Genomic DNA, 26,689 nt, shown 5'->3' with positions numbered 1-26,689 from the left:
ACTGATATACCTTATGTACGCAACATACACACGGGAAACGGCCAATAACTATTCAGGGAGGAATTTCTGACACATAGGAGTCTATTTCACGTGATATTGGCCAAATACCCTTTCACCTTTGACATCTCCAACATAGATTGAAGATGAATCGCAATGGGGAAAGGAGGAATAAAAAATGAGCCAGAACATTCCTGATCTATGTCACCAGTATATCGGCCAACCGGTGCAAATACATTTGCAAGATGGAAGAGTTCTTCCAGGGGTCATTCACGAAGTTAGACCGGATGGGGTCATATTTGGTCCGCTGAATGGAGGAGTACCCCATGAAGTAAAGGGCGGCCACAGAGGAAACATTCAACCTGCAATCGGAAAGGGGCAATCAAAACCACAAGTTCAAAATGTCCTGTTTTTCTTCCCGTTTTTCATCCCTTTCTTTTCAATCTTCTTTGTCCGACCGTTTTTTTTCTGGTAAATACCAGGCATCCAAAGCATTGCAAGATGTCCACCTCGTTCTCTTTCTTCAACAGGGAGGGAACATTTTTTCATTCACAGGGTGCTAGGATACACCCTCAACCTTCCTTAGTCGCTTTCGAATAAAATGTGTTACCGTATTTCAACTGGTTTGCTTCATCAAAATTGGTGCTCCAGAGATCAACCTAAACCCTCTATTCACCCAATTCTATTCCAGATTTGTTTTCATGAAACGCTTCCTGTATCTTGGATGGTATACTGGTAAGAGTCTATAATGTGTTTGGTTAATCGATTTTTCAGTTGATATTGGAGGCGAGCAATATGATCGTAAAACCGAAGTTCAGAGGATTTATTTGTACGACGGCGCATCCGGTCGGCTGTGCGCAACATGTACACGAACAGATTCAATATGTGAAAAGTCAACCGACCATCGATGGACCCAGACGGGTTTTGGTGATTGGATCGTCCACCGGCTATGGATTGGCTTCCCGGATTGTCTCCGCGTTTGGTGCCAAATCCTCCACCATCGGTGTCTGCTTTGAAAAACCTGCTTCGGGCAAGCGAACGGCCACTGCCGGATGGTACAACACGGCAGCGTTTGAACGCGCGGCTCAGGAAGAAGGATTATACGCCAAAACCATCAACGGTGATGCCTTTTCTCAGGATATCAAGCAACAAACCATGGATCTCATCCGACAGGATTTAGGACAAGTGGATCTTGTGGTATACAGCCTGGCATCGCCAAAACGCGTTCACCCTGTCACCGGGGAACGATTCTCCTCTGTCATCAAACCGATCGGAAAACCCTATAGCAGTAAAACCATCGATTTTCACACAGGGGATATATCCGAAATTACCATCGATCCCGCCACAGAAGAAGAGATTCAGCATACCATAGCCGTCATGGGCGGCGAAGACTGGAAAATGTGGATGGATGCTTTGAAAGGTGCAGATTTGTTGGCTCCGGGAGCAACCACAACCGCTTATTCCTACATCGGTCCTGAGATCACTCATGCCATCTATCGGGAAGGAACCATCGGCAAAGCCAAGGATCATCTGGAAATGACCGCCCGTGACCTTCAGAAGCAGCTCCAAGACCTAGGCGGACGAGCCTACATATCCGTTAACAAAGCTCTAGTCACCCAGTCCAGCTCCGCCATTCCTGTCGTTCCGCTATATATGTCTCTATTGTTTCGGGTGATGAAGGAGAAGAACCTGCATGAAGGGTGTATTGAACAAATGTACCGCCTGTTTGCAGATCGACTTTACGCCGGAAAAACATCGGTGGATGACAAGGGTCGCATTCGCATGGATGACTGGGAAATGAAAGAGGAAATCCAGAATGCCGTCAACCAGTTATGGAAAGAGGTCAATACCGACAATGTTCATGAGCTGTCCGACCTTCTTGGATACCGAACCGATTTCTTCCGCCTCTTTGGTTTTCAGTTTGACGAAATCAACTATGATGAGGAAGTGGATCCAGAAATGATGATCCCTAGCATATCCGGACGTTAATCGCCCGTGAAATTCATACCCGACAGAACAAAACCAATCCCTCGCTGATTGCATTTGGGGGATTGGTTTTGTCGTTTGAGAAAAGAAATCGTTCTCTTTAGACCTTGATTCATTTTACTTGACTATTATATCAACCTACTACTGGAAACGGGCATAGGGCAAAACCTATTTTTCTATCATATTCTCACGATTTTGTCCATTTGATTGTATACTGTAGTGATCGATCCCTCAAAAGGAAAGGAGTTGATTCCATCAATGACCCAACCACCCAAAATAGATACCGCAGAAATGGACAAAATTTCCCGTCAACTTGAAGACCAGGTCCGAAAACAGGTATATGACACGATCAACGAATTCTTGAAAGAAGAGGTTCCGACCGGTCAACCCGATGCAAACCGTTCGCAACCGAAACAAAAGGAAGCTGAAAACATGGACAATATGTTTTACAGCCTCTCCAATTTTGTCAGCAACGCTGTTCGTTTCAGCATGAGCACATTGAACCAACAAAAGAAAAGCCTGCTTCGAAAAGCCCAACAACAAATGCAGATGCAAATGAACCCTTCCAACCAAAGCCCCAATAATGAGAAGTAACCCTCTATACTCATGTAACGTTTCTGTGGAGGGTCGATCAATGATTCTCCAGGGGCTGGGCATAATACACCTTCCTTCACTTCATGGACTTTGAAAGGAGGTGATGTTGGTTGGAACCGAAGCTGACCAAAAAACAAACTGAGCAAGTGAATGCCCAGATGGAAAAAGAACTTCGTGATAGTAGAGATTTAGAAATGATGAAGGAGCTGCAGGCATTCCAAGAACCCTCTGGAGGCTTGATCGGAAACCTGTTAAACAATGTAGCAGGCTTGGTGGTGGATATCGGGGGCTTAGTTGGCCAACTGTTTGATGATCTGATCCCAACGCCGCCCCCAGAACCTGAACCCGGGGAACCTTGTAACAATATCCAAAAATCGAAGCAGTCACAATAATTTTCTGTTTTCCGGATAATTTGATCAAAAGGAGTGTTCCTCATGAAATGCTGTTGTATCAAAAAGAAAAAAAGAAGAAAAAAAGTACACGTAAAATTGAAAAAAGAAAAATTCAAAGCTGCTGCCAAGACGGTTAACAAAGCAAAAGTCCGCAATACTGCCGGATTGGTCAACGTAATCGTCCAAGTGCCGATCCAAATCGGTTCTGACAGCAACAACATGGTGGGCAGCGACGACAACGCCGTCAGCCAAGGCGTCTAGTCATTTTCCCATTTCTCTCCAAAGCCAGTGGCCAATCAACGATTGGTACACTGGCTTTCTTTTACACCCATTCACTATAAAAAAACCTCCGCATATGGGAGGTTGGAGACCAAAGGAATCGTAACCAATTAATAGTAGGGCCCGTATGGACCGTAAAATCCTCCTCCCCACCACCAGAAAAATGCAAAGAACAAAAACAGGATAATAATGATCGCAATGGCGATCCACCATATCCATTTAAACCCGAACAATCCAATGAGATTGCTGGTTCTCGCTCCGCTCATTCTCTCCCCTCCTTCCTGCACAATGACTCATTACAACCTATGCCCCTTTTCTGTCTTTGGTATGGACACCAGCCCGGCTACTCCCCCTTCCTTTCAACGATCTTATTCGTTTCCTATCATTATAGGCATACACACCCTCTCGCAAGTGTGAAGATTCTGTGCTATGATTGAATCAAAGTTATTACCGTCATGTCCATTAAAAATATCTACATTCTCCACCTCTCAATGTAATACAGAGTGGATGAACAAGCGGGAGCCCAGGGAACTGGGCTGAGAGGGTGGCTCATTCCGCCGCCGACCGTCAAACCTGATCTGGGTAATGCCAGCGGAGGTAGCATACAGGAAACACACATTTGTATTGTTTGTTTCTTTTCTGATGAATGAAACACCTACCGTCGGCATCGTCCGACGGTTTTTCTTTTGAAAAGGAGTGTAGGATATGACAACACCACGCGCATTAACCATTGCAGGATCTGACAGTGGGGGAGGGGCGGGAATCCAGGCAGATCTGAAAACGTTTCATCAATTACATGTTTATGGAATGAGTGCTTTAACAGCTGTTACCGCCCAAAATACACTGGGTGTAACCGACATCTATGAACTGGAAGCAGAAGCGGTAGCCCGGCAAATCGATGCAGTTGCCGAGGATATTGGGATGGACGCGCTGAAAACAGGGATGATTTCCAGTACTCCCATCATGGAAGTGATTGCAGAAAAAATTAGACAATACCATCTTTCTCCCTTAGTGGTAGACCCGGTCATGGTATCCAAAAGCGGGCATTCCCTTTTGGAGGAATCCGCCCGTAAATCACTGATTCACACACTTCTTCCCCTGGCCTGTTTGGTAACACCCAACCTTCCTGAAGCTGAAATCCTGGTGGGTAAAAAACTGGATACAGAAATCAAACGGAAAGAAGCTGCCCGGAGGATTGTGGATATGGGTGTCTCCGCGGTTGTGATCAAAGGTGGACATTTGGATGGGGATCAAGCGACAGACCTCTTCTTTGATGGAGAACAATTTCTTGCATTTTCTGCTCCCCGAATAGCAACACATCATACGCATGGAACCGGATGCACTTTCTCCGCAGCGGCAACAGCGGCTTTAGCCAAAGGTGAATCGGTAACGGAAGCTGTTTACACTGCCAAAACCTTTATTACCCAGGGAATTGCTCATTCCTTGGGCCTGGGTAAAGGGTATGGTCCCACCAATCATTGGGCGTACCGTAAACATTCAGATTGTGTCATATCCAAGACTCCTTCAACATAGAATTGTTTATTGGAGTCTAAACTCAAAAAGCGAATCGGTAAGAGGTGAGTCCATGCCTAACCATCTGTCCTCTTCAACCCTGCGTCTGTACTTTGTTATGGGAAGCCAGGATTGTAAAAACAGAGACCCTGTATGGGTGCTGAAAGAAGCCATTGCCGGCGGAATCACCATGTTTCAGTTTCGGGAAAAAAACTCTGCTCTTACCTTGTCCCAAACGGTCTTCCTCGGTAAAAAACTGCGAGATCTCTGCGCCAAACATCATATTCCCTTTATCGTAAATGATCGGGTGGATTTAGCGATGGTTCTGAAAGCCGATGGCGTTCATGTGGGACAGGAGGACCTTCCTGCCGTGCAAGTGCGTCGCCTGTTGGGGAGCGATCCAATCATCGGGGTTTCGTGCAAAACCCCAGAGGAAGCGGACAAGGCCATGCAAGCCGGAGCGGACTATTTGGGAGTGGGAGCCATGTACTCCACCCGTTCCAAACAAAATGCAGGCTCTCCTGTGGGTCCCAGTGCTATTCAAAGAATCTATCACATGGAAAACAAACCTCTGCCCATGGTCGGAATCGGTGGCATTCATCATCAGAATGCTGAAGCTGTCATCCGGGCAGGAGCAGAAGGAATCGCAGTCATATCCGCGATCACCAACGCCCCCTCCCCTCGTCATGCCGCCATGCGTCTTCGTGAAACAGCAGAACGCATCCATGCGGAAAAAAAAGCGATATAAACCCCAAAAGGGCGGTCTCTCCAGGAGCACCACCCTTTTTATTCAGGCATGATTGAACCGATCCAAACATTCCTTACAAATGCACTTCTTCCCTATTGCCTCTGGCGGCAGAAGCTGAAAGATCTCTTTTGGGAAAACCTCTTTCCCACACCAGCAGGTTCCATCTGGCTTCCCGGAGGGGTTGCCACAATGATGGCCCTTCCCACAAATGGGACAGGTTGCAGATAATTGCTTTTTAGTTGCGATCTCCTATCCCCCATTTCACTGGAGATTGCTCCTGTCAGACCGTGGGGCCTCCGGTTACATACAGAACTTGCCCATTGACAAAAGAGGCTGCCTCTTCCGCAAAGAAAAGAACTGCGTTGGCAATGTCCTCAGGTTGTCCAATCCGCTGAACCGGAATCTCTTTTTTAATTTCTTTTGCAAAATCCTCAAAGGCAATCCCTCTCCGTTCTGCAACCGCGCGGGTCATATCCGACTCAACAATCCCTGGAGCGACCGCATTAACAGTAATACCAAACTTGCCAAGCTCTATGGCCAACGTTTTGGTAAAGCCCTGTAATCCTGCCTTCGCTGTGGAATAATTGACCTGCCCCCGATTTCCAAGCGCAGACAGAGAGGATAGGTTAATAATGCGACCATACTCCTGTTCCACCATGTACTTCTGAACAGCTCGACTGCAATAAAAACTCCCTTTTAAGTGAACATCCATCACGGTTTCCCAATCTTCATCCGACATTTTGTAAAGAAGGTTATCCCGGATTACCCCAGCATTGTTCACCAAAATATCCAACCGGCCAAAATGCTCCACCGTCTCTTCCACCGTAGATTCCACCTGGTTTGGATCGGTTACATCCATGGTGGCAAATAAGATGGGAATCCCTTCAGACTCCAACTCCTTGGCAGAATGATAAAGTGCTTCTTCATCCATATCCAGCATTACAATGCGAGCACCTTCATGCCCCATCCGTCGTGCCACTTCTTTCCCAATCCCCCGACCGGCACCGGTAATCATCGCCACCCGATGAGCCAACCGTCCCATCTCTCTCTCCTTGTCCACACGGGAACCTCCTTTGCAAAATACAGATCAGCGACCCAAAAAGTGTGGGTTTCTCTTTTCAAAAAAGGCTGTAATCCCTTCGATGTGGTCTTGACTGCGACCACAAACCGTTTGTTGCCGGGCTTCCGCTTCCAGGAGAGCCGGCAAATCGCACTCAAAGCTCTTCAGGAAATTTCGTTTGATCCCCCCTAGTGCACGGGTTGGCGCCGAAGCCAGACGTTTGGAGAACTCATCCGCGACGGTTTCCAGATCTTCCATCGGTACCACACGGTTCACCAGACCCAGAGAATAGGCCTGTTCTGCGGTATATGTATCCCCAAGCATAGCCATCTCCAGTGCCCGGCTGTATCCAACAATCCGTGGCAGGAAAAAAGATGCCCCCGCATCCGGAACCAGCCCAATATTGATAAATGCCAAACAGAGAGAGGTGTTGTCAGCAGCAATACGAAAATCACATGCCAAGGCCAAACTGAGTCCAGCACCGACAGTCGGTCCATGCAACACAGCCACAATCGGCTTATCCACCTCAGCCATCCGCATTAAGAGGGGATTGTACGTCTCACGTAGAAAATGACCGTAATCTGCTTCCCCTGCCGCTGCATCCTTTCCAATACTGAGGTCTGCTCCCGCACTAAACCCCTTTCCACTTCCTCTCAAAACAATACAGCGAACCTCTTCATCGTGAGCCGCCGTTTCCACGGCTTGCACCGATTCTTTAAGCATTTTCCAGTTAAAGGCATTTACTGTTTTGGGACGGTTAAACGTGATGTGGGCTACCTTCCCTTTTACATCATACTGAATCGTTTCATACATGAGTACCACCTCTTTAAATAAAATTTGATAACTGCATGAATGTTCATTCATTATTAAGTCTATAAAAAAACCGGAAACAAAAAAAGCGATTTTTAGGAAATCACGAAGATCATCAAAAAAAAGCCGCCTGATGGCGGCATATGGAAATCAATCCTTGGGGTATTCTTTTAGTTCTTCTCCGTTCTTTCCTTGATAACGAAGTCCCCATCCGGTCAAAGCAGCAATCAACATAACCAGTACCAGGAACCAGCCATGGAAGACAAAAGGAAACACTTCTGTTGGAGAAACGACTGGAAGCCAATCATATTTCTCTTTCATCTCCCCGATGGTTGACCATCCCAGAAGTAATGCCGCACTCCAGGGGAAAATATAACCCAGAGCGGAGCTGACTGCATCCAAAAAGTTGGCCCGTCGATACGGATGAATCTTATGTTTTTCACCAATCTCTTTCACGAAGGGAGCGGCAGCGATTTCCGCAGCAGTATTAATCGTGATAACACTGTTTAGCACCGATACAATCGCCCACATCGCCAATTCCGCTCTCCGGACCACTCCCCGAATCCAACGATTCAAACCCTTGGTGATCGCATCCATGGTCCCGCCCAGACGCAACAGATGAGATGAGGCCACAATCAGGAGAATCAGAATAGCCATGTTCATATAGCCGGCAACTCCCTCAATCAAAGCCCCTTCCACAATATTGTCGGAATCCGGATTAAAGCGAATGAAATCTCCCAGCGTTCCGAGGTTCGTCAGAAGAATCAAAGGCACAGACGAAATGATTCCCCAGGTAAGAGAAGTAATGAGATGTTGGCCTGACAATGCCAAAATAATGACCAATGCAAAGGGCAGGAGAAGAATCAAACCTTCTGGTTTAGAGGACTCTTGCATTGCTGCCATCGCCGCTTCATTCCCTGCTGTTTGGCCATCTCCCCCTCCAAAAACAGCAAACAGAATAAGCGCCGGAAGTGCTGCAACCAAACTGTATTTCAATCGAGACCGAACCACTCCCGGTACATCAGCCTCTTGAGTAACAGCGGACACAATCGTGGTATCCGAAACAGGAGCCAGGTTATCACCAAAAGCCGCCCCACTGAGGATTGACGCAAAGAGAATCACCGGATCGGCTCCCATCGCTACACCTGCTGGATACATCAGTGTACAAAAAGCAACGGTGGTTCCATATCCCGTTCCGACCGCTGTGGAGAAAACAGCTGCCAGCAAAAAGGTGAGAGCCACAAACATCGCCCCCGTCATGCCGGAAGCTTCACCCAGCCACACCAGTCCTTCCACCAAACCGCCGGCACGGAGCACTTGAGCAAACATTCCAGCCCAAAACCAAGCGATAATCGCTACGACACCGACCGGTTGGGCCATCCCATCAAAGATTCCCTGTGCGTAACGATCCCACTTACTCTTGGAAAAGAATAATCCCAATGCCAGTCCAAATACGGCTCCCAACACTAGCCCCAGTTCCGAGGTAATATCCAGCAAACTAGTGGAGACAGCCCAGACCACAAAAAACAACATCGGTATAGCGGCACCAAACGCTCCCAACCGGAAGTCCAACTTTTGGACTTTTTTGCTTCCGGTTGCTTCCGCCAACTGCTCATCCTGGTTGTTGACTTCTTCGTTCTGCTTTGACATACTCTCACTCCCATCTCCATTTTCATATGGTGTTCCCTCGAAACCGTCGCGATACCCCTCTTACAAAAAACAAATGGCAATAAGTCAAATAAACCTCTTGTCGTAAACGGTTTCATTTCTGATTGTAACAGATTTGCCATACTTTTTGCATATAATCAGCCATTTGGGGGAATCTTCCTACGAAATGAGATTTATACTGTTCTATGTCGATTAGCTATGAGGAAAAAATTTGCAAAACAATGGGTTGTTCACGCAGTCCAAATGGCCAGTCGAGAGGCTACAAAACCATGAACTGGAAAATTCCGGTATCCATCAGTTTTATCTCTATCAAAAATGTGGTTTTCGAATCACTGGAGTGGATCGGAATTTTTTTCTCACACACTATACAGAGAAAATCTACGAAAATGGTATCCAATGTCGGGATATGATCCCTATAGAAAAGGAAACCAGTAAAAAGAGACTCCAGACTCCGCTCAGAAAGAGGAAGGAGTCTGGAGTCAAAGAACAGCAACTCTTATTATTCTCCATCAAAATCAAAATCGTCAAAAAAGCCGCCTTCGTCCCCCCCATCTTCACCTTCTCCTTCGTCTTCGCTTCCCAATTCACCAAGATCATCCATTAAACTGGCCAGAACCAACCCACCCAGTACACCGGCGGCAAAACCGCCAACTGCACCTGTCAGCCCACTGTGGCGATGAATGCGTTCTTTTTTTCCGACGAAAGGATACTGATAGGATTGGGGATTTTGCAGCACATCATCGATGGCTTTTTCCAATTCCGCGGCAAGAAAGGACTCATCATTCAACTGTTCATCAGTAAGAACAATTTCCCGTTTAATCTCCACTTCCCGGAAAAGGGAACGCATATCCACTTCCATAAGCAACCGAAGGCCGTTCGGTTCCATGGCCGCAACAAATTCCACTTCTTCCACTGTTCCCCGTAGATGATCTGGTGGATAGAGGGCGAACTCCTGGGCGTAACCAGTAAACTTACGGGATTCGTACTGTTCCGAGAATCCCAGCTCCTGAAAAGCATTTAATACGTGCTGAATCCGATCGGGCGGTTGAATCAGAATTGGATCGGTATCCAAATGATCCACACCCGCTTTGATATCTAAACGAGTGGTAAAGTAGAAGCTAATCGAATGGCCAGATACAGGCAGATCCTCTGGCAACCGCATCGTAAATGGCAACGTTTTCTCTTCATCTGGTGACAGAGTAAACGCTTCATATACCGGCACACGAAGAAGGCATTCTTCATGAACCTGATCTTTCACAGCTGCACGAATCATCAAGTCCACATCAATCCGATTGATCGATTGTTCCACAGTACCTCCCCGGATTTGCAGTTCACCGGTCACTTCATCACCAGGCTGAAACGTATCATGGTCGAGTACAAGGTCAATTTTTGCTGATCCTTTCCCCAGCTTGGCCATCATTTTCTTCAGCATCGATTTCGGTTCCTCCCTTATTCCCACTCTTTTCTTCTCTCTCTAGTATATTTGATGTCTACAAAGTTTGAAAGTTTTTCTAATCAACCGCTTTTTATTGGTGAATGGGAGGATTTTTCCGGAAAACAGTCTCTATAGTTCTGGAAGTAGCTATTTGCATTATCCCCATCCTTCCAGAATAAATATAACGGGTGATTCCCATCGAGAGGAGGAGGAAAAATGAGTGGGGAAACGGGCGAAAAGCAGGAACAAGTGAACAATTGGGCTATGTTATGTCATTTAATCGCATTATCAGGGCTTATTATTCCAACAGCGAACATTCTCGGTCCATTGGTGATCTGGCTGTTAAAAAAAGATGAATTTCCGGAAGTGGATCAACACGGAAAGGAATCTCTCAACTTTCAGATTTCCATTACCATTTATTTAATCATTTCCTCCGTTTTGATTCTGCTCCTGATCGGCCTTTTGTTGATCCCGGTGATTTCCATTGCGATGATCGTGTTTGTCATTATCGCTTCCCTGAAAACAAAGGAAGGCATCCCCTACCGATATCCGCTCTCAAATAAAACGTCGGGGAGCGGTTCTCCCCGACGCAACATTCTTTTGAATGGAAACATTTAGCCCAGCCCGATACCGTACACGACTCAGTGAATATCCCGTTTCTTGAAACGTCCACCTTTCACATCATGAATATCTCCGATTGCAAGGAATGCTTCTTCATCAATCTCTTCCACGATCGACTTCAGTTTGGCTTCTTCCAGCCGGGTCACCACACAAAAAATCACTTTTTTATCATCGCCGGTGTATCCTCCTTCACCATTGAGATATGTAACCCCCCGTCCCAAACGATGAAGGATCGCTTCTCCAATCTTGTGATGTTGCTCACTGATAATCCAGACCGATTTTGTTTCATCAAACCCTTCAATGGTTAAATCAATCATTTTAAAAGCGATAAAGTAGGCCATCAGTGAATACATTGCCCGATCCCATCCAAACACAAACCCGGCACTGCCCAAAATAAACAGGTTGAAAAACATCACGGTTTCCCCAACGGAGAAGGGAAGACGTTTGTTAAACAGAATCGCCAGAATTTCCGTTCCGTCCAAAGAGCCCCCGTAACGAATCACCAGACCCACACCGATTCCCAGCACCACACCGCCGAAAACTGCTGCCAGCAGAGGGTCTCCTGTTACTGGATCCAATGAATGAAACCCATACGTTCCAACTGCAAGAATGAGTACCCCGAATAAAGTGGAAAATGCAAAGGTTTTACCGATCTGTTTATATCCAACAAAGAAAAAGGGAAGGTTAAGAAAAAACAGAAACAGACCTAACGGGATTCCCGTTAAATGGGAAAGAATAATGGAAACTCCCACAATTCCCCCATCGATGACCTGGTTGGGAACGAGAAATGTTTCCAGACCCAAAGCCATCAGGACGGCTCCTATACAGATCATGACAGCTCGCTTGAACAGTTTCCCCTTACTCAGCTTTTTATGTTCTTTCTTTTTATGAGCAGCTTCCATCGCTTCAGCTCGGCACCCTTTCGTTTAAATTCCGGATGATGGATCATCCTTTTCATTCTTTAGTATAGCATATGAGAAACAATACAAAGCCACTCAAAACGCCAAAAAACAGGAGTATTCACACTCCTGCTTTTTCCACCACATAAATCTGAACCCGCCCTGGTCCGTGCACACCCAGACTTAAATCGTTTTCAATATCTGAGGTGCGGCTGGGCCCTGTAATAAAATTGAGACAAGAAACCATCTTGTTCTTATTTTCGATTTTCTTGAGCACCGGAAACATACGGGACGCAATGTGATCCGCATCCAACACCACATACAACACAGGTGGCAACAGACTGACAGCCCGTCCTCGCCCCCTCTTTTCATCATTCCACAACACCAACGTACCGGTAAATGCTAATCCCCACTCTGCCCGAACCAAACCGACATCTGATTGTTCTGCTTCACGCAACTGTGCCATACGATCTCTATCAGGCTCCCAGATGCAGACCTGTATCCCTTCCGTTCCTTCCAACAAGGGAGCGGTTTCCTTCCATGTCAATACCTTTTTGAATCCATCCTTTTTTAGATCGCTGTCAATCAACTTCCGAAGGGACTGTTCATCCCTTACCATCCGCACTTCAGCTCCCGCCTGTTCCGCTTCTTCTGAAAAGCGACCAACCCGATCCGCTTTCGTCTCTTCTGAATGATTGTCCCAAGGGGCGAGGTCTGGTGGAGTAACCTGTCGTGGGCGGGGACGGTTTAAACGCTCGGTAATGCGTTGGAGAAATTGCTGTTTGCGATTCGCTTCAACCATCCTGTTTCCCCTCCTTTCGCCACCATTTGCGAAATGATGTTTTTGCGGGTATGGGAAGATCACGGCTATCTGTCCATCCCTTTAGGGGGCCAGGACCTTTCTGTAAGAAGCCTTCTTGATCCGCCAGGGGCTTCCCCATCCAATGCCCCATCACCGCCGCTTTCTCAAACCATTCAGGGTGTTCAGCCAACACACCAAATCCCTTGAAGGCCAACCGTTCCGACCATGGTGTCTGCTTCGTCTCCACCTCATCTGCCCGCAGATCGAGGAGTCGTTCATGCAACGGAATCCTTACCGGACAAGCATCCGTACAGGCTCCACACAGACTGGAGGCATAAGGAAGCTCTGTCCATCCTTCAAACCCTTCCAACAGCGGTGTCAACACCGCTCCGATCGGCCCAGGGTAGACACCCCCATAGGCATGTCCGCCAATCTGCCGGTAAACGGGACAAACATTGATACATGCACCACAACGGATACAATGCAGGACGTCTTGATAACCCGTTCCCAACATGGACGAACGACCATTGTCTACTACAATGACATGCATCTCTTTTGGTCCATCCGCTTCCCCCTCCCTCCGGGGTCCCGTCAGCGCCGTCACATAGCTGGTGATTTTTTGTCCGGTGGCACTTCGGGTCAGCATCGTCAACAAAACATCCAGGTCTCGCCATCTTGGAGCGATCCGCTCCATCCCCATCACCACAATATGCGTGTCAGGCAACGTGGTCGACATTCGAGCGTTTCCTTCATTGGTAACCAATACGACAGAACCGGATTCTGCTACACCAAAGTTACACCCGGTGATCCCGATATCTGCCTGCAAAAATTTCTCCCGCATCCGTTTCCGGGCAAACGCTGTCAATTCTGCGGTTTCCTCTGAAAGTAGCTTGCCTGCCTCCTTGGAAAAGAGACGTGTAATCTCCTGACGGTTTTTATGAATCGCAGGTACAATAATATGGGAAGGAGCTTCATCAGCCAGTTGGACGATATATTCACCCAGATCAGACTCCACCACTTCCACACCCTGTTGTTCCATTACATGGTTTAAATCTACTTCTTCTGAAACCATCGACTTGGATTTGACAATGGAACGGGCCTCTTTCTTCCGTACAATTTGGGTAACGAGATCCAACACTTCTTGTGATGTGTCGGCAAAGTGAACCGTTCCGCCAGCATTCTCTACATTCGTAGTAAATTGATCCAAATACACATCCAGATGCTCAACCGTGTGACGCCGGATGGCTTCCGCTTTCAGTCGCCATTCTTCCCAGTTCCCAATCTCCGCTTCGGCTCGTTTTTTTCCGCCTCTCAGCCGATCCTGGGTATATCGAACCGCTTTTTGTAGAAATGGGTGTTCAATGGCTTCCTTCGTGCGATCATGAAAAGGAGGACGCTGTTTTCTTGATATTTGCTGTTCTATACTCATTTCATCATCCCCCGATCCAAAACTTGAGCCACATGCATGATTTCTACCGACTTCTCTTTCCGACGGATTCGCCCCCCCAAATGCATGAGACAGCTCATGTCAGATCCGATCAGATAATCCGCTTCGGTGCTTTCTAAATGCTGGATTTTTTCATCTGCCATCTCTTGTGAGATCTCTGACATTTTGACGGCAAACGTTCCACCAAAGCCACAACAGTCTTCATGATAAGGAAGGTTCACCACCTCTAACCCCTGTACCTGTGAAAGAACCTGGAGTGGAGGTTCTGTCAAACGCAACCCCCGGTACATGTGACAAGAATGATGATAAGTGGCCTTCCCTTCCAGACGGGCATCAATCATTTCCAGCGACAGTCGACTCACCAGAAACTCCGAGAACTCATAACACCGATCGGCCAACGATTGTGCTCTTTCTTTCCATTCAGAATCATCGTTTAAAAGATGTGGATATTCCTTCCGTACCATCGCGGCACAGGACCCGGAAGGAGTGATCACCGCATCATACCCTTCAAAAGCACGAATCATTTGCTTCGCCGCTTTGGCAGCATCTTGCCGGTATCCACTGTTAAAGGCGGGTTGCCCACAGCAAGTCTGTTCAGTAGGAAAATCCACTTCCACTCCCAAACGGCGTAACACCCGCACCACGCTCATCCCTACACTCGGATAAAATACATCCGACAGACACGTAATAAAAAGTGCAACCTGCATCAATACCTCTCCCTTCCAAGCACAAACCCGCTGGTAAAGCGGGTTTGTTCAATGACCCCTATTCTTTATCTTCATCCGCCTTGTCTTCCATAAATCGACGCAATACCTGTTCAACTTTGACCAAATGAGCCAGCATTTGTTGCTGTGCCAATGTCGCATTTCGGTCTTTAATCGCGTGATAGATGGCCTGGTGTTCTCGATAAAGTCTTTCCGCTGTCTCCTCTTCTGCATAAAGCCAGATGCGGCGACTTTCCCGCATCGCTTCCTGCATGGTGCCAGAAATGGTTGTCATGAGATGATAAAGCAGGTTATTTTTCGTTCCTTTGGCAACCGCCAAATGAAACTTGGCATCCGCTTGCTCTCCCAGCTCTTCGGAAGCGCCCAAGCTTTCTTCCATTTCTTTCAAGGCATCTTCCATCTTTCTCAGATCCTCTTGATCATGCTCGGTCGCACAAATGGCTGCCGATCCAGCTTCCATAATTTTGCGGACTTCCAACAACTCCAGAATCTGTTCCTGATTCATTAATGTTGCCTCCACAATGGGTCGGGAGACGGTGTTTGGATCAAATGTCTTGACATAAGTCCCTTCCCCTTGTCGCATCTCCAACAATCCCATCGCCCTTAGAGCGGACAATGCTTCCCGGACGGCTGAGCGACCTACATCAAACCGTTCCGACAACTCACGGACTGAAGCCAGCTTGTCCCCCGGCTTTAACTTCCCAGACTGGATCATGCCTTTAATTTGTTCTGCCACTTGCTCATAAATTTTTCTTCCACGAATCGGTTGATATTCCATTGGTTCACCTCTGGGAAATGTTGTGTTTTTTCCTATTGTATCATTCCCAGAGGTATGCCGTTTAACGGGATATGAAAGGATATTGACAGGCCTTGGACGATTGCTATCAAACCATCTTCAGTTTAGCTTTGAAGAAACCGCCACCGACTCCTTATTGGATCGAACAATCACATACACCCAGGCAATCACTACTGCGAGAACAATGATCGTTCCAATGTTCAAATCCCACCCGTTCAGAATCACATATCCGATCCCGCCGGCAAAGAGGGTATAGTAGGTCATCGGAAGCAAGACTTTCCGGATCAGGGGGCCTTCCCGGTTCACCAATCCCACTGTAGCGGATGCGGCAACCACATTGTGCACACAGATCATGTTGCCTGCGGCACCACCAACGGCCTGCAAGGCTACCACCCAGGACGGGTCCACTCCAATCCGCTCTCCCACACCGAATTGAAACAGGGAAAACATCATATTGGAAATCGTGTTACTTCCCGCCACAAAAGCACCCAAAGCTCCGATAACCGGCGCGAAAATCGGCCATGCACTCCCGGTCAATGCCGCTACACCCTCCGCCAACTCAATCGGCATGCTCTCATATCCGGCGGCTCCATCTTGCGATCCAATAAACAGTTTCACCATCGGAACGGCAGACAACAGGGCTACCGAGGCGACAACGGTGGTTTGAAAAGCATTACCCCATGCCTTTTTGAAAGCGCCTCCATTCATACGGTGAAGAAAATAGGTGCAAAACACCACAAGGATAAAAATAGTACCCGGTAGATACAGAGGCGCAACAGATACATCCATACCGGAACCGAAGAGATCTTTTCCTGTGATGGTTACTCCGGTCATCCACGCTTTGATCGGTAAGAAGGTTACCCTGGACAGTACCAGAAACAGTCCAACCAGCAGATAGGGCGTCCAAGCCTGTATCATCGATATATTGGTTCCTTCCCGGATCTGACCACGCACATCGACTTGACCATTCCAATCGGCATCCCAGTTTTCCCTTTTGTCAAAGTTCCACTCGCCGTCCTTCGGCAAAAACCATCCCTTTTTAGCAGCCGATACGACCAAAAGTAACCCAATCAGTCCGCCAAACAGAGAAGGAAATTCAGGTCCGAGAATAACTGCTACTGCATAATACGGTACCGTCATTGCCAATGCGGCAAACAAGGCAAACTTCCACGCCTGCAATCCTTCACGGAAGGTACGGTTCTTCCCAAAAAACCGAGTCATCACGGAAATCATAATCAGTGGAATCATGGTTCCCACAATCGCATGTAACAAGGCCACTTTTGCTCCGATGGAGGCAATAAAGGCCCCCCACTCCCCCGCAGATATACCGACAGTTTGTGTGACCTCTGCCAGCTTTCCTCCACCCAGCCCGGTATGGATGCCAACCAAAACCGGGGTTCCCAATGCGCCAAAGGAAACGGGGGTACTTTGGATGATCAGGGCACAAATCACGGCAGCCATCGCTGGAAATCCAAGACCTACCAACAGCGGAGCAGCTACTGCCGCAGGTGTCCCAAACCCAGCAGACCCTTCAATAAAAGAACCAAACAACCAAGCAATAATGATTACTTGAATACGGCGGTCCACCGTGATCTCGGACAACCCTTGGCGGATCTTATGAATGGCACCGCTTTCTGTAAGCGTATTCAAAAGCAGGATCGCACCAAAGATAATATAAAGTAAGCTCAAGGCCGTCACGACCCCATCCACGACTTCAGCAGCCACTACATTCCCCGGAATCTTCCATACACCCAGCGATAAACCGGCTGTCACGACCAAAGCCAATGGCATCGCATATTTAGCCGGCCATTTCAACACTACCAGAAACAGAAATACGGTCAGGACAGGAAGTAAAGCAAGCCATGCCAACATATTGGGACCTCCCAATCCAATATTTTCCCTCTGACTGAAGTGTTTCCAACAACACCTTCCCCCACTTTTTTCATCCATCACCTTCTTTAAAGGTTTTCCCATGGGAAAATATGATGATAAGGTTATCAGGTCATCTGATGACTTGTTTGATATTAAAACACAATTTTTCGACAGATGTCAACCTTTTGTCAAAAAATATGTCGATGGTAAACCTATCCTGATTGGGTAGAAAACCCTATGTACATTGGATCATGACAAATGAGGTGTGATCCATTCATACAAATAATTTTAAATGATATCTCCCTTCTATCTCCACTAGGTTCATCTAAAACTGAGGAACTGTTATCAAAACAAGAAGAAGCGATAACGCTTTATATCCCACTACGTTCATCTAAAACCTTAAAACCGGCAAAGAGAAAACCCTGTCATGACAGGATGAAGCAAAGATCCGCTCTATGTAGGAAACCACTTGATTGCAGTAAAGTGGAAGTCCTTTTTTTCAAAACGAGTCAAAAATCCCTATAACCGTTGAAAAACAAGGGATAATCAGTATTTTTGCCAAAACGGGGTTCACTGCAGTTTATTCTCTAAAACATAGAGTTCTAGGTTGATCTTAAATATCCTTTCTCAGATTTTTGCAAGCTATTAAAGCTACCTTATTATATCAAACGCACCAGAAGCCTGCGAACTAAGGATAATGCAAGAACCCCAGGGGGTTCACCGGACTTTTTATCATACGAAAGTGTACAGTCTTCAACCGTAATTTTTCATCCCCAGCAGTATTCCCGCCCAAAAAAACGGCTGCCTGTGAGGCAACCGGATGGATTGGGTTATACAGATTCCTTGGAAGCAAAACGCGCTTTCATCTCCTCTCGCAATGCTCGCTTCAGAAGCTTTCCGACAGAGTTTTTGGGAAGTTCTTTCATAAAAATGATTGCATCCGGAAGCCACCATTTCGCCACTTGCGGTTTTAAAAAATCCAGCAGATCCTGATCGGAAACCTTCCCCACAAAATCATCTTTCAGAACGATACAGGCGATTGGGCGTTCCAGCCATTTTTTATGAGGGACAGCCACCACAGCCGCTTCATAGACGGCTTCATGAGCCATCAAGGCATCTTCCAGATCGACCGAACTGATCCATTCTCCCCCACTCTTAATCAAGTCCTTGGTTCGATCTACAATTTTGATCGCACCTTCTTCATCCACCGTTACCACATCTCCGGTGTGAAGCCATCCATCCTGAAATGCCTTCTCACTCCGCTCATCATTAAAATAACCAGCAGCAATCCAGGGTCCTCGCACCAAAAGTTCCCCCATCTCCTGCCCATTCCATGCCACTTCACCATCTGTACCCACCACTTTGATTTCCACTCCGGGAGCCGGAATCCCTTGCTTGGATTTCAGCTCCAATCGCTCTTCTTTCGAAAGGCTTTGCTGATGGCTCTTCAGGTTGCAGACCGAGACGACCGGGCTGGTTTCCGTCATTCCATAAGCATGGACCACGGGTATCCCATACTTCTCTTCATACGCCTGGATCATGCTTTTGGGAGCAGCTGACCCTCCAAAAAGAAGCTTTCGCAAGCTGGACAGGTCATAATCGTTCTGCTCCAGCTCTTTAAGCATACCAATCCAAATGGTTGGAACACCACCAGTAACTGTCACCTGTTCCGAATTGATCAGTTTCGCGATATTTTGCGGTGTCATCTGTGGCCCTGGCAACACCTGTTTGGTTCCAAACCAGGTGGCGGCAAAAGGAAGTCCCCACGCATTGACATGGAACATCGGCACAACAGACAGACAGGTATCTGACTCCGACAATCCCAGAACATCCGCCAAGCCAAGAGACATACTGTGCAGAAAAATACTGCGCTGGGTATAGACCACTCCCTTGGGCTTTCCGGTAGTCGCTGAAGTATAGCACATCCCTGCCGGATCGTTTTCATCCAACTCACGGGGAAATTTCCATTCCGGATCTCCGTTTTTCAGCAGTTTCTCATAAGAATAGAGCGGTTGCACCGTTGTCTCCGGAAGTGCTCCATCGGTCATCACCACAAAGTATTCCACCGTTTTCAACTGATCCCTGATTTTTTCAACCAAAGGCCAGACAGTCACATCGATCAGCAGCACACGATCCTTGGCGTGATTGATTACATAAGCCAGGTGTTCAGGGGAAAGTCGAATGTTAATGGTATGCAAAACGGCTCCCATACCAGGGATGGCAAAATAGGCTTCCAGATGTCGATGATCATTCCAGGCCAATGTTCCCACCCGTTCCCCTTTTTGAACCCCCAATTGTTTTAAAACGCTAGCAAGTTGTCGGGTACGACGGCCCATTTCTGCATAGGTATATCGATAGGTCCCAGATTGGGTCAGAGAAACGATTTCTTTTTTCGGAAACAGGCGCTCTGCCCGCTCCAACATGGGTGCTACCAACAGCGGAACATCCATCATCATTGATCCACACCACCTTTGGTTGCGATCTTCCTTCTATCGGTATCTTTCGAATTTACTTTCTTTTTTAAGTATACTGGGACTTTATTGTGCGTACAAGAGTTTCCTTCCCTGCAAAGGGATGGGAAATTTCCCCTTTTACATAACCACCATTTGAATGAAAGAGGAGATGATGTTTGATGAATCCAATGGGTTGGAGCCTTTTTTTGTACATCGCTTTGATTGTAGGATTGGTTTATATCTATCAGTATTAGGAAATGTGAGCAGAAATCCATATAAAAACCCTCGCAATAAAGGAATTTCCTTTTTGCGAGGGTTGTTTTCTCTTCAGTTCCAGGGATTACATCATCGCCTCCACTGGAATTTTGGGGTCCGGTTGACGTTTCTTTAACTCTTCCACCACCCTGTCTCCCATCTGATCCGTTGAAAGGGCCAAATCACCAGGCACTGCAACATCCATGGTACGCGCGCCCTGAGCCAGGACATTGATCACGGCATGTTCAATGGTTCGGGCGGCTTCTTCATCCTGAAATGAATGCCGGAACATCATAGCCACAGAGAGAATGGTGGCAACAGGATTGGAGACGCCCTGCCCGGCAATATCGGGAGCTGAGCCGTGAACCGGTTCATACAGGCCTTTTGTTCCTTCACCAATACTCGCTGAAGGAAGCATTCCGATGGACCCGGTGAGAACCGCAGACTCATCACTCAGGATATCACCAAACATATTTTCCGTAACAATGACATCAAATTCGGCAGGGCGACGGATCATTTGCATGGCACAGTTGTCCACCAACATATGTTCCAATTCCACATCCGGGTAGTCCCTCGCCACTCGTTGGGCCACTTTTCTCCAAAGACGGGAGCTTTCCAGAACATTGGCTTTATCCACAGAAGTTACTTTTTTCCGACGTTTACGGGCCAATTCAAACCCACGCCTCATAATCCGCTCCACTTCATGTTCCTGGTAAACCAATGTATCGGTGGCTTTTTCTCCTTTTCCTGTCTTCTCTGTATATTTCTCCCCAAAATAGATGCCTCCGGTCAACTCCCGAACCACGAGCAGATCCACACCGTTAACAACATCCTTTTTTAATGTGGAGCTCTCCTCTAAACCGGGAAAACATTGGACGGGACGAAGATTCGCAAATAAGCCAAGCTTCTTCCGCAAGTCCAAAAGCGCTTTTTCCGGGCGAAGTTCCGGTGGATTCTGATCCCAGTCGGGACCTCCTACCGCTCCCAGCAATACGGCATCCGCATCGCGACATTGACGAAGGGTTTCCTGTGGAAGCGGAGTCTGTACCCGATCAATGGCACCGCCTCCCACCAACCCAAAATCCAGTTGAAATCGATAGCCAAATTGTTTTCCCGCCTGCTTCAATACCTTGACGCCTTCTTCCACAATTTCCGGACCGATCCCATCTCCAGGCAACACAGTCACCTTGTACTGCTTATCCATCCATTTCAACCTCCTTTTCTCCGTTATGGGGGATTCCGACTCAAGAACCGACAGAAACCGGAGCGTTCTCCATCTTGATCCCACCGTCGCGCCGGGCAATCATTCGGTTCACAGCATGAATATAAGCCCTGGCACTGGCTTCCAATATATCGGTGCTCACTCCGCGTCCCTGGACAATGCGATCCTCTTGTTTTAACTTGACATAAACCTCTCCCAGGGCATCTTTTCCATGGGTCACGGATGCAATCTGAAAGTCCACCAAATGCATCGACTCTCCCGTTACCCGATCGATCGCCTTAAAGATGGCGTCCACGGAACCGTTTCCGCAGGATGCTTCTTCCAACCTTCGCTGATCGCGAACATCAACCACCTGAACGGAAGCGGTGGGAACGGATTGGTTCCCATACGAGAGTTGTATGGTTTCCAACGTATAGACCTCTTTCTCTCCGGCCCATCGTTCTTCAACAAGGGAAGCAATATCCTCGTCTTCGATCACTTTTTTGCGGTCAGTCAATTCCTTAAAGCGAACAAACAGCTGGGAAATCTGTTCATCCGACATTTCATATCCCATGCTTTTCAACTTATCCCGAAACGCATGGCGTCCGGAATGTTTGCCGAGTACCATGCGACTCGCTTCGTAACCGACCATCTCCGGTCGCATGATTTCATAGGTGGAACTGTTTTTCAGCATCCCATCCTGATGGATGCCTGACTCATGAGCAAAAGCATTGGCGCCAACGACCGCTTTATTGCCTGGTACAAACATACCGGTCATTTTACTGACCATCCGGCTTGTTTTGGCAATCTCCTTCAGATTGAGCCCAGTCGTTGCCTGATAGTAATCCTTGCGAGTCGCCAAAGCCATCGCCACTTCTTCCAGGGACGTATTTCCCGCCCGTTCACCGATCCCGTTGATAGTACCTTCCACCTGATCCACACCGGCTTCAATGGCCGCCAACGTATTGGCCGTTGCCATCCCCAGATCGTCATGGCAGTGAGCAGACAACTTCACCTTATCGATTTCCCGAACATTTTCCCTGAGATATCGAAAAATCTCTCCGTACTGCTGTGGTGTCAAGTAACCAACCGTATCCGGAATATTGAGGACATCGGCTCCAGCCTCGATCACCCGCTCCGCCACCTGACAGAGAAACGCTTTTTCCGTCCGTCCTCCATCTTCCGTAGAAAACTCCACGTTGGGAAAATATTGTTTGGCCAAGCGGACAGCGGATTCCGCTCTTTCCAACACTTCATCCTTTGTCATATTCAACTTGTATTTCCGATGGATTGGTGAAGTGGCGAGAAAAACATGAATACCAGGATTTTTTGCATGCTTTAATGCTTCCCATGCTTTTTCAATATCGGCTGGGACAGCTCGTGCAAGGCTAACCACCGTTGCACTCCCAACGGCTTCACCCACCTGTCGAACGGCTTCCAGGTCTCCGGGGGAGGCCGCAGCAAAGCCGGCTTCAATCACATCAATACCCAGCCGTTCCAGTTGAAGGGCAAGCGCCACCTTCTCCTTGGCACTCAAGTTTACACCGGGGGATTGTTCCCCGTCTCTCAACGTTGTGTCAAAAAACTGCACCCTTCGCATGCCGCTTCCTCCCTATCATAAAATCTCACTGTTTAACGGGTTCCTGTTGTTCTTTATCGATCCAAGCCATTGTCTTACGAAGCTTTTTGCCCACTTGTTCGATGGGGTGATCCTGACCCTCCTTGGCCAAACGGTTGAACTCTCTCCGTCCCTCTTCATTTTCCTGAATCCAGCGCTTGGCAAAGGTGCCATCCTGGATTTCCTTCAACACTTCTTTCATCGCCTTTCGGGAAGCTTCACCAACCACCCGCTTGCCACTGACATAATCGCCATACTCCGCTGTATCGCTGATGGAATAACGCATGCCGGACAATCCACCTTCATACATCAGATCCACAATCAGCTTCAATTCGTGGAGGCACTCAAAGTAGGCGATTTCTGGCTGATATCCTGCTTCCATCAAGGTTTCAAATCCATTTTGGACCAGTTGACTGACTCCTCCGCACAAAACCGCCTGTTCTCCAAACAAATCCGTTTCCGTCTCTTCCTTGAAGGTGGTTTCAATCACTCCGGCGCGAGTGGCACCAATTCCTTTGGCGTAGGCAAGCCCGATCTCCAACGCTTTTCCGGACGCATTTTGATGAACGGCAATTAAACCGGGAACACCAAATCCTTCTTCATACACCCGTCGAACCAGGTGGCCGGGACCCTTGGGAGCAACCAAAACAACATCCACATCTTCGGGAGGATTGATCTGTTGAAAATGGATGTTAAACCCGTGGGAAAAGAAGAGTGCTGCTCCCGGTTTTAGACAGGGTGCCACCTGTTCCCGATAAACGTTTGCCTGCACTTCATCCGGCATCAGGATTTGCACCACATCTGCCTCTTTGACTGCTTCCTCCACCGTGTACACCTCAAATCCATCCCGCTTGGCCTGTTCCCAGGAACGGCCGCGACGAAGGCCGATCACTACATGAACACCACTATCACGCAGATTTTGCGCTTGAGCGTGACCTTGGCTGCCATAACCGACCACAGCCACTGTTTTCCCTTTCAAAGCATCAAGATTTGCATCATTTCCATAATATACTTTCGCCATCTGACATCCTCCTTAGAAAAATCCAGTTTTTGTTGATTTTAAGCGGTGCAGTATTAAAGTAGAACCATACACATGATCATAAAATTTTGATTCCAACCCTTTTCGATCCACATCAACGATCAACCACCAGCCAGAACTGCGGTTCCTGCTTTGGACGCTCCTCTGGACAAGGCTGTTACTCCTGTGCGAGCAATTTCCTTAATCCCGTATGGATGTAACAACTCCAACAGAGCATCCAGCTTGGAACGCTCCCCTGTCGCCTGAATCATCAGACTCTGTGGACCTACATCCACCACCGAAGCCCGAAACGGTTCAATGATCCCACCAATCTCCATTCGATCTGCCGGTCCAGCTCCCACTTTGACCAGAAGCAACTCGCGTTCCACCGCAGAATGTTGACTCAAATCCTGGACTTTAATTACATCAATCACTTTGTGGAGCTGTTTTTGCACCTGTTCCATGGTTCGTTCATCTCCGGTGGTTACGATGACCATCCGCGACAATCCAGGCTCCTCGGATTCACCGACACTGATACTTTCAATGTTGAAATTCCGGCGACCGAGAAGGTTTGCCACCCTGGCGAGAACACGGGGTTGGTCGTTTACCAACACAGAAAGAATGTGTCTCATTTATCCTCATCCCCCATAATCATCTCATCAAGACCCGTCCCCGGCGCCACCATGGGATAAACATTTTCCTCAGGGGCTACCCGAAAATCAACCACAGCCGGTCCCGGATGGGAAAGTGCCTCTTTCCAAACCCGTTTGGCCTCTTCTTTATTCTCCGCCTTCCATGCCTTTACTCCATAGGATTCAGCTAATTTGACAAAGTCTGGACTGTCAGCCAAATCAACTTCACTGTATCGCTTTTTATAAAAGACCTCCTGCCATTGGCGAACCATTCCCAGACAGCGGTTATTGATCACAGCCACTTTCACCGGAATATTGGCCAGAGACGCCACTGCCAGCTCCTGGCTCGTCATTTGAAACCCTCCGTCACCAGTCACACTGATCACTGTAGCTTCCGGTTTTCCCAACTGAGCTCCAAGAGCGGCAGGAAAGCCGAATCCCATCGTTCCCAACCCACCGGAGGTAATGAAGGAGCGGGGGTTGGCAAACGGGAAATACTGAGCCACCCACATCTGATGCTGTCCAACATCTGTCGTCACAATGGCATCTCCACCCGTACTTTCATAAAGATGGCGAATCACCCATTGAGGCTTCAGTTCTTCATCAGAGTCACAAAACGTATAGGGCTTCTCCCGAACCCATTTCTGAAGTTTTTCAATCCATGCATCAGAAGGGGTGCGGGGAACTTCAGCTACAGCTGTGGAGAGCACCTTTTTTACATCTCCAACAATCGGAATATAGGTGTCCACGTTTTTGCCGATCTCCGCCGGATCGATGTCAATATGAACAATATTGGCTTTGGTTGCAAACTTATCAAGACGTCCCATGGTTACCCGGTCATCAAAACGGGCACCGATCCCAATCAACAGATCACATTCCAAAAGGGCGTGATTGGCAGCATACGTTCCATGCATTCCCGGCATCCCCAACCATAAGGGATGTTGCCCTGAAAAACCTCCCAATCCCATCAATGTTGTGGTTACAGGAATATTGGCTCTTTCCGCAAACATGATCAGCTCTTTTTCCGCACCGGCAGTTACCACACCACCACCAGCCAGAATCAGGGGCTTCTCCGCCTTAGTGAGAATTTTGTGTAATCGGCTGATTTGCAAAGGATGGGGATCTGTCTTCGGCTGATATCCGCGGATGTGTATGCTGTCCGGATAAGAGTAAGAAGACCGGGCATTGGAAACATCTTTGGGAATATCGATCAATACCGGTCCCGGTCTGCCTGTGGAAGCGATATGAAATGCCTCTTTTACCACTCTGGGAAGATCCTGGACATCCGTAACCAGATAACTGTGTTTGGTAATCGGCATTGTTATTCCCGTAATGTCTGCTTCCTGAAAGGCATCTGTCCCAATCAGGTTTTGCGGAACATTTCCTGTGATACAAACCAGGGGAATGGAATCCATCTGGGCATTGGCAATCCCGGTGACCAGATTGGTTGCTCCTGGCCCAGATGTTGCGATCACCACTCCAGGTTTACCCGTCGCGCGGGCATAACCATCCGCCGCATGAATGGCTCCCTGTTCATGGCGGGCCAGCAAGTGCTTCAACGCTCCCTGATAGAGCGAATCATAAATGGGAAGCACCGCTCCTCCCGGATATCCAAAAACCACCTCCACCCCTTCCTCAATTAAACATCGAAGCAAAATTTCCGACCCTGTATAGTCTTGTTGCAATTGACCGGAATGGTTCCGATCTTTCACTGGCATCGCCAACCGTTGGGGCATCCTCCCTCGCAACCTCCTTTTGTAAAAATAAAAACCTTTCGTCTCCAACCTCCCTTGACACATTACAATCCTGGTCATGGCTTGATTGGGGCGAAAGGTTCGCGGTACCACCCAATGATTACCGCCACCTCAC

General features: G+C 47.9%; 26 protein-coding genes and 1 pseudogene. 9 read left to right on the top strand and 18 right to left on the bottom strand.

The window, feature by feature from the left end; translation table 11 throughout:
• Nucleotides 1–175: 175 nt before the first annotated feature.
• From FN782_RS00955 to FN782_RS00935, 5 genes are all read left to right on the top strand, one after another.
• Nucleotides 176–472 (top strand): hypothetical protein, encoded by a 297-nt coding sequence (locus FN782_RS00955; protein WP_142503898.1) that lies wholly within the window; start codon nucleotides 176–178, stop codon nucleotides 470–472.
• 320 nt (nucleotides 473–792) lie between these two features.
• On the top strand, nucleotides 793–1,986 hold the full coding sequence (gene fabV, locus FN782_RS00950; RefSeq protein WP_142503897.1) for an enoyl-ACP reductase FabV: 1,194 nt from the start codon (nucleotides 793–795) through the stop codon (nucleotides 1,984–1,986).
• Nucleotides 1,987–2,241: 255 nt separating this feature from the next.
• Entirely contained in the window at nucleotides 2,242–2,577 is a 336-nt protein-coding gene (locus tag FN782_RS00945) for a hypothetical protein (RefSeq protein ID WP_142503896.1), read from the top strand.
• Nucleotides 2,578–2,687: 110 nt separating this feature from the next.
• Nucleotides 2,688–2,969, top strand: a complete 282-nt coding sequence (locus FN782_RS00940; RefSeq protein ID WP_142503895.1) for a hypothetical protein — start codon at nucleotides 2,688–2,690, stop codon at nucleotides 2,967–2,969.
• 42 nt (nucleotides 2,970–3,011) lie between these two features.
• The gene (locus FN782_RS00935) at nucleotides 3,012–3,230 is read left to right on the top strand and encodes a hypothetical protein (RefSeq protein WP_142503894.1); all 219 of its coding nucleotides are present in this window, start codon (nucleotides 3,012–3,014) and stop codon (nucleotides 3,228–3,230) included.
• A gap of 128 nt (nucleotides 3,231–3,358) precedes the next feature.
• Here the strand turns inward: FN782_RS00935 and FN782_RS16605 are convergent, their stop codons facing one another.
• Nucleotides 3,359–3,514 (bottom strand): hypothetical protein, encoded by a 156-nt coding sequence (locus FN782_RS16605; protein ID WP_185955955.1) that lies wholly within the window; start codon nucleotides 3,512–3,514, stop codon nucleotides 3,359–3,361.
• A gap of 439 nt (nucleotides 3,515–3,953) precedes the next feature.
• Between FN782_RS16605 and thiD the strand changes: the two genes are divergently transcribed.
• Complete coding sequence (gene thiD / locus FN782_RS00930) at nucleotides 3,954–4,781, top strand: bifunctional hydroxymethylpyrimidine kinase/phosphomethylpyrimidine kinase (protein WP_142503893.1); 828 nt, start codon at nucleotides 3,954–3,956, stop codon at nucleotides 4,779–4,781.
• Between the two features lie 52 nt (nucleotides 4,782–4,833).
• Entirely contained in the window at nucleotides 4,834–5,508 is a 675-nt protein-coding gene (gene thiE, locus FN782_RS00925; RefSeq protein WP_185955954.1) for a thiamine phosphate synthase, read from the top strand.
• Between the two features lie 42 nt (nucleotides 5,509–5,550).
• Here thiE and FN782_RS00920 read toward each other — a convergent pair whose 3' ends face one another.
• From FN782_RS00920 to FN782_RS00905, 4 genes are all read right to left on the bottom strand, one after another.
• Entirely contained in the window at nucleotides 5,551–5,718 is a 168-nt protein-coding gene (locus FN782_RS00920; protein ID WP_246064824.1) for a cysteine-rich CWC family protein, read from the bottom strand.
• A 70-nt stretch (nucleotides 5,719–5,788) separates the two neighbouring features.
• Nucleotides 5,789–6,550, bottom strand: a complete 762-nt coding sequence (locus FN782_RS00915) for an SDR family NAD(P)-dependent oxidoreductase (RefSeq protein ID WP_142504287.1) — start codon at nucleotides 6,548–6,550, stop codon at nucleotides 5,789–5,791.
• A gap of 45 nt (nucleotides 6,551–6,595) precedes the next feature.
• Complete coding sequence (locus FN782_RS00910) at nucleotides 6,596–7,381, bottom strand: enoyl-CoA hydratase/isomerase family protein (RefSeq protein WP_142503891.1); 786 nt, start codon at nucleotides 7,379–7,381, stop codon at nucleotides 6,596–6,598.
• Nucleotides 7,382–7,528: 147 nt separating this feature from the next.
• Nucleotides 7,529–9,028, bottom strand: coding sequence for a Na+/H+ antiporter NhaC family protein (locus FN782_RS00905; RefSeq protein WP_142503890.1), 1,500 nt, complete (start codon nucleotides 9,026–9,028; stop codon nucleotides 7,529–7,531).
• 298 nt (nucleotides 9,029–9,326) lie between these two features.
• Between FN782_RS00905 and FN782_RS17105 the strand changes: the two are divergent.
• Nucleotides 9,327–9,473: pseudogene (locus FN782_RS17105) on the top strand (GNAT family N-acetyltransferase); the annotation flags it as partial.
• Between the two features lie 72 nt (nucleotides 9,474–9,545).
• Here the strand turns inward: FN782_RS17105 and FN782_RS00895 are convergent.
• Nucleotides 9,546–10,478, bottom strand: coding sequence for a sporulation protein (locus FN782_RS00895; protein WP_142503889.1), 933 nt, complete (start codon nucleotides 10,476–10,478; stop codon nucleotides 9,546–9,548).
• A 219-nt stretch (nucleotides 10,479–10,697) separates the two neighbouring features.
• On the opposite strand from FN782_RS00895, the gene FN782_RS00890 reads away from it, so the two are divergent.
• A complete protein-coding gene (locus tag FN782_RS00890; RefSeq protein WP_142503888.1) occupies nucleotides 10,698–11,099 on the top strand; it encodes a DUF4870 domain-containing protein in 402 nt (133 codons plus the stop codon).
• 23 nt (nucleotides 11,100–11,122) lie between these two features.
• Here the strand turns inward: FN782_RS00890 and FN782_RS00885 are convergent, their stop codons facing one another.
• From FN782_RS00885 to ilvB, 12 genes are all read right to left on the bottom strand, one after another.
• A complete protein-coding gene (locus FN782_RS00885; protein ID WP_142503887.1) occupies nucleotides 11,123–12,004 on the bottom strand; it encodes a YitT family protein in 882 nt (293 codons plus the stop codon).
• Nucleotides 12,005–12,122: 118 nt separating this feature from the next.
• Nucleotides 12,123–12,803, bottom strand: a complete 681-nt coding sequence (locus FN782_RS00880; protein WP_142503886.1) for a LutC/YkgG family protein — start codon at nucleotides 12,801–12,803, stop codon at nucleotides 12,123–12,125.
• A complete protein-coding gene (locus FN782_RS00875) occupies nucleotides 12,796–14,232 on the bottom strand; it encodes a LutB/LldF family L-lactate oxidation iron-sulfur protein (RefSeq protein WP_142503885.1) in 1,437 nt (478 codons plus the stop codon). Before FN782_RS00875 ends, FN782_RS00880 begins: the two co-directional genes overlap by 8 nt.
• Nucleotides 14,229–14,957 carry a (Fe-S)-binding protein gene (locus tag FN782_RS00870; protein WP_142503884.1) on the bottom strand — a complete coding sequence of 243 codons (729 nt, stop codon included), beginning with the start codon at nucleotides 14,955–14,957 and terminating at the stop codon, nucleotides 14,229–14,231. The genes FN782_RS00875 and FN782_RS00870 overlap by 4 nt, the downstream gene beginning before the upstream one ends.
• Nucleotides 14,958–15,015: 58 nt before the next feature.
• Entirely contained in the window at nucleotides 15,016–15,753 is a 738-nt protein-coding gene (locus FN782_RS00865) for a FadR/GntR family transcriptional regulator (RefSeq protein WP_142503883.1), read from the bottom strand.
• A gap of 117 nt (nucleotides 15,754–15,870) precedes the next feature.
• On the bottom strand, nucleotides 15,871–17,643 hold the full coding sequence (locus tag FN782_RS00860; protein ID WP_142503882.1) for an L-lactate permease: 1,773 nt from the start codon (nucleotides 17,641–17,643) through the stop codon (nucleotides 15,871–15,873).
• Between the two features lie 830 nt (nucleotides 17,644–18,473).
• Complete coding sequence (locus FN782_RS00855; RefSeq protein WP_142504286.1) at nucleotides 18,474–20,096, bottom strand: long-chain fatty acid--CoA ligase; 1,623 nt, start codon at nucleotides 20,094–20,096, stop codon at nucleotides 18,474–18,476.
• Between the two features lie 340 nt (nucleotides 20,097–20,436).
• Entirely contained in the window at nucleotides 20,437–21,555 is a 1,119-nt protein-coding gene (gene leuB, locus FN782_RS00850) for a 3-isopropylmalate dehydrogenase (RefSeq protein WP_142503881.1), read from the bottom strand.
• Nucleotides 21,556–21,595: 40 nt separating this feature from the next.
• On the bottom strand, nucleotides 21,596–23,152 hold the full coding sequence (locus FN782_RS00845; RefSeq protein WP_142503880.1) for a 2-isopropylmalate synthase: 1,557 nt from the start codon (nucleotides 23,150–23,152) through the stop codon (nucleotides 21,596–21,598).
• A gap of 25 nt (nucleotides 23,153–23,177) precedes the next feature.
• Nucleotides 23,178–24,191, bottom strand: a complete 1,014-nt coding sequence (gene ilvC / locus FN782_RS00840) for a ketol-acid reductoisomerase (protein ID WP_142503879.1) — start codon at nucleotides 24,189–24,191, stop codon at nucleotides 23,178–23,180.
• A gap of 119 nt (nucleotides 24,192–24,310) precedes the next feature.
• Nucleotides 24,311–24,820, bottom strand: coding sequence for an acetolactate synthase small subunit (gene ilvN / locus FN782_RS00835; RefSeq protein WP_142503878.1), 510 nt, complete (start codon nucleotides 24,818–24,820; stop codon nucleotides 24,311–24,313).
• Nucleotides 24,817–26,538, bottom strand: a complete 1,722-nt coding sequence (gene ilvB, locus FN782_RS00830; RefSeq protein WP_425462672.1) for a biosynthetic-type acetolactate synthase large subunit — start codon at nucleotides 26,536–26,538, stop codon at nucleotides 24,817–24,819. Before ilvB ends, ilvN begins: the two co-directional genes overlap by 4 nt.
• Between the last annotated feature and the right edge of the window lie 151 nt (nucleotides 26,539–26,689).

The sequence above is a fragment of the Melghirimyces algeriensis genome (assembly GCF_900182565.1).
GTDB lineage: Bacteria > Bacillota > Bacilli > Thermoactinomycetales > DSM-45169 > Melghirimyces > Melghirimyces algeriensis.
Note: the sequence above shows the minus strand (reverse complement) of the source record. Positions and strands in the feature narration are given on the sequence as shown.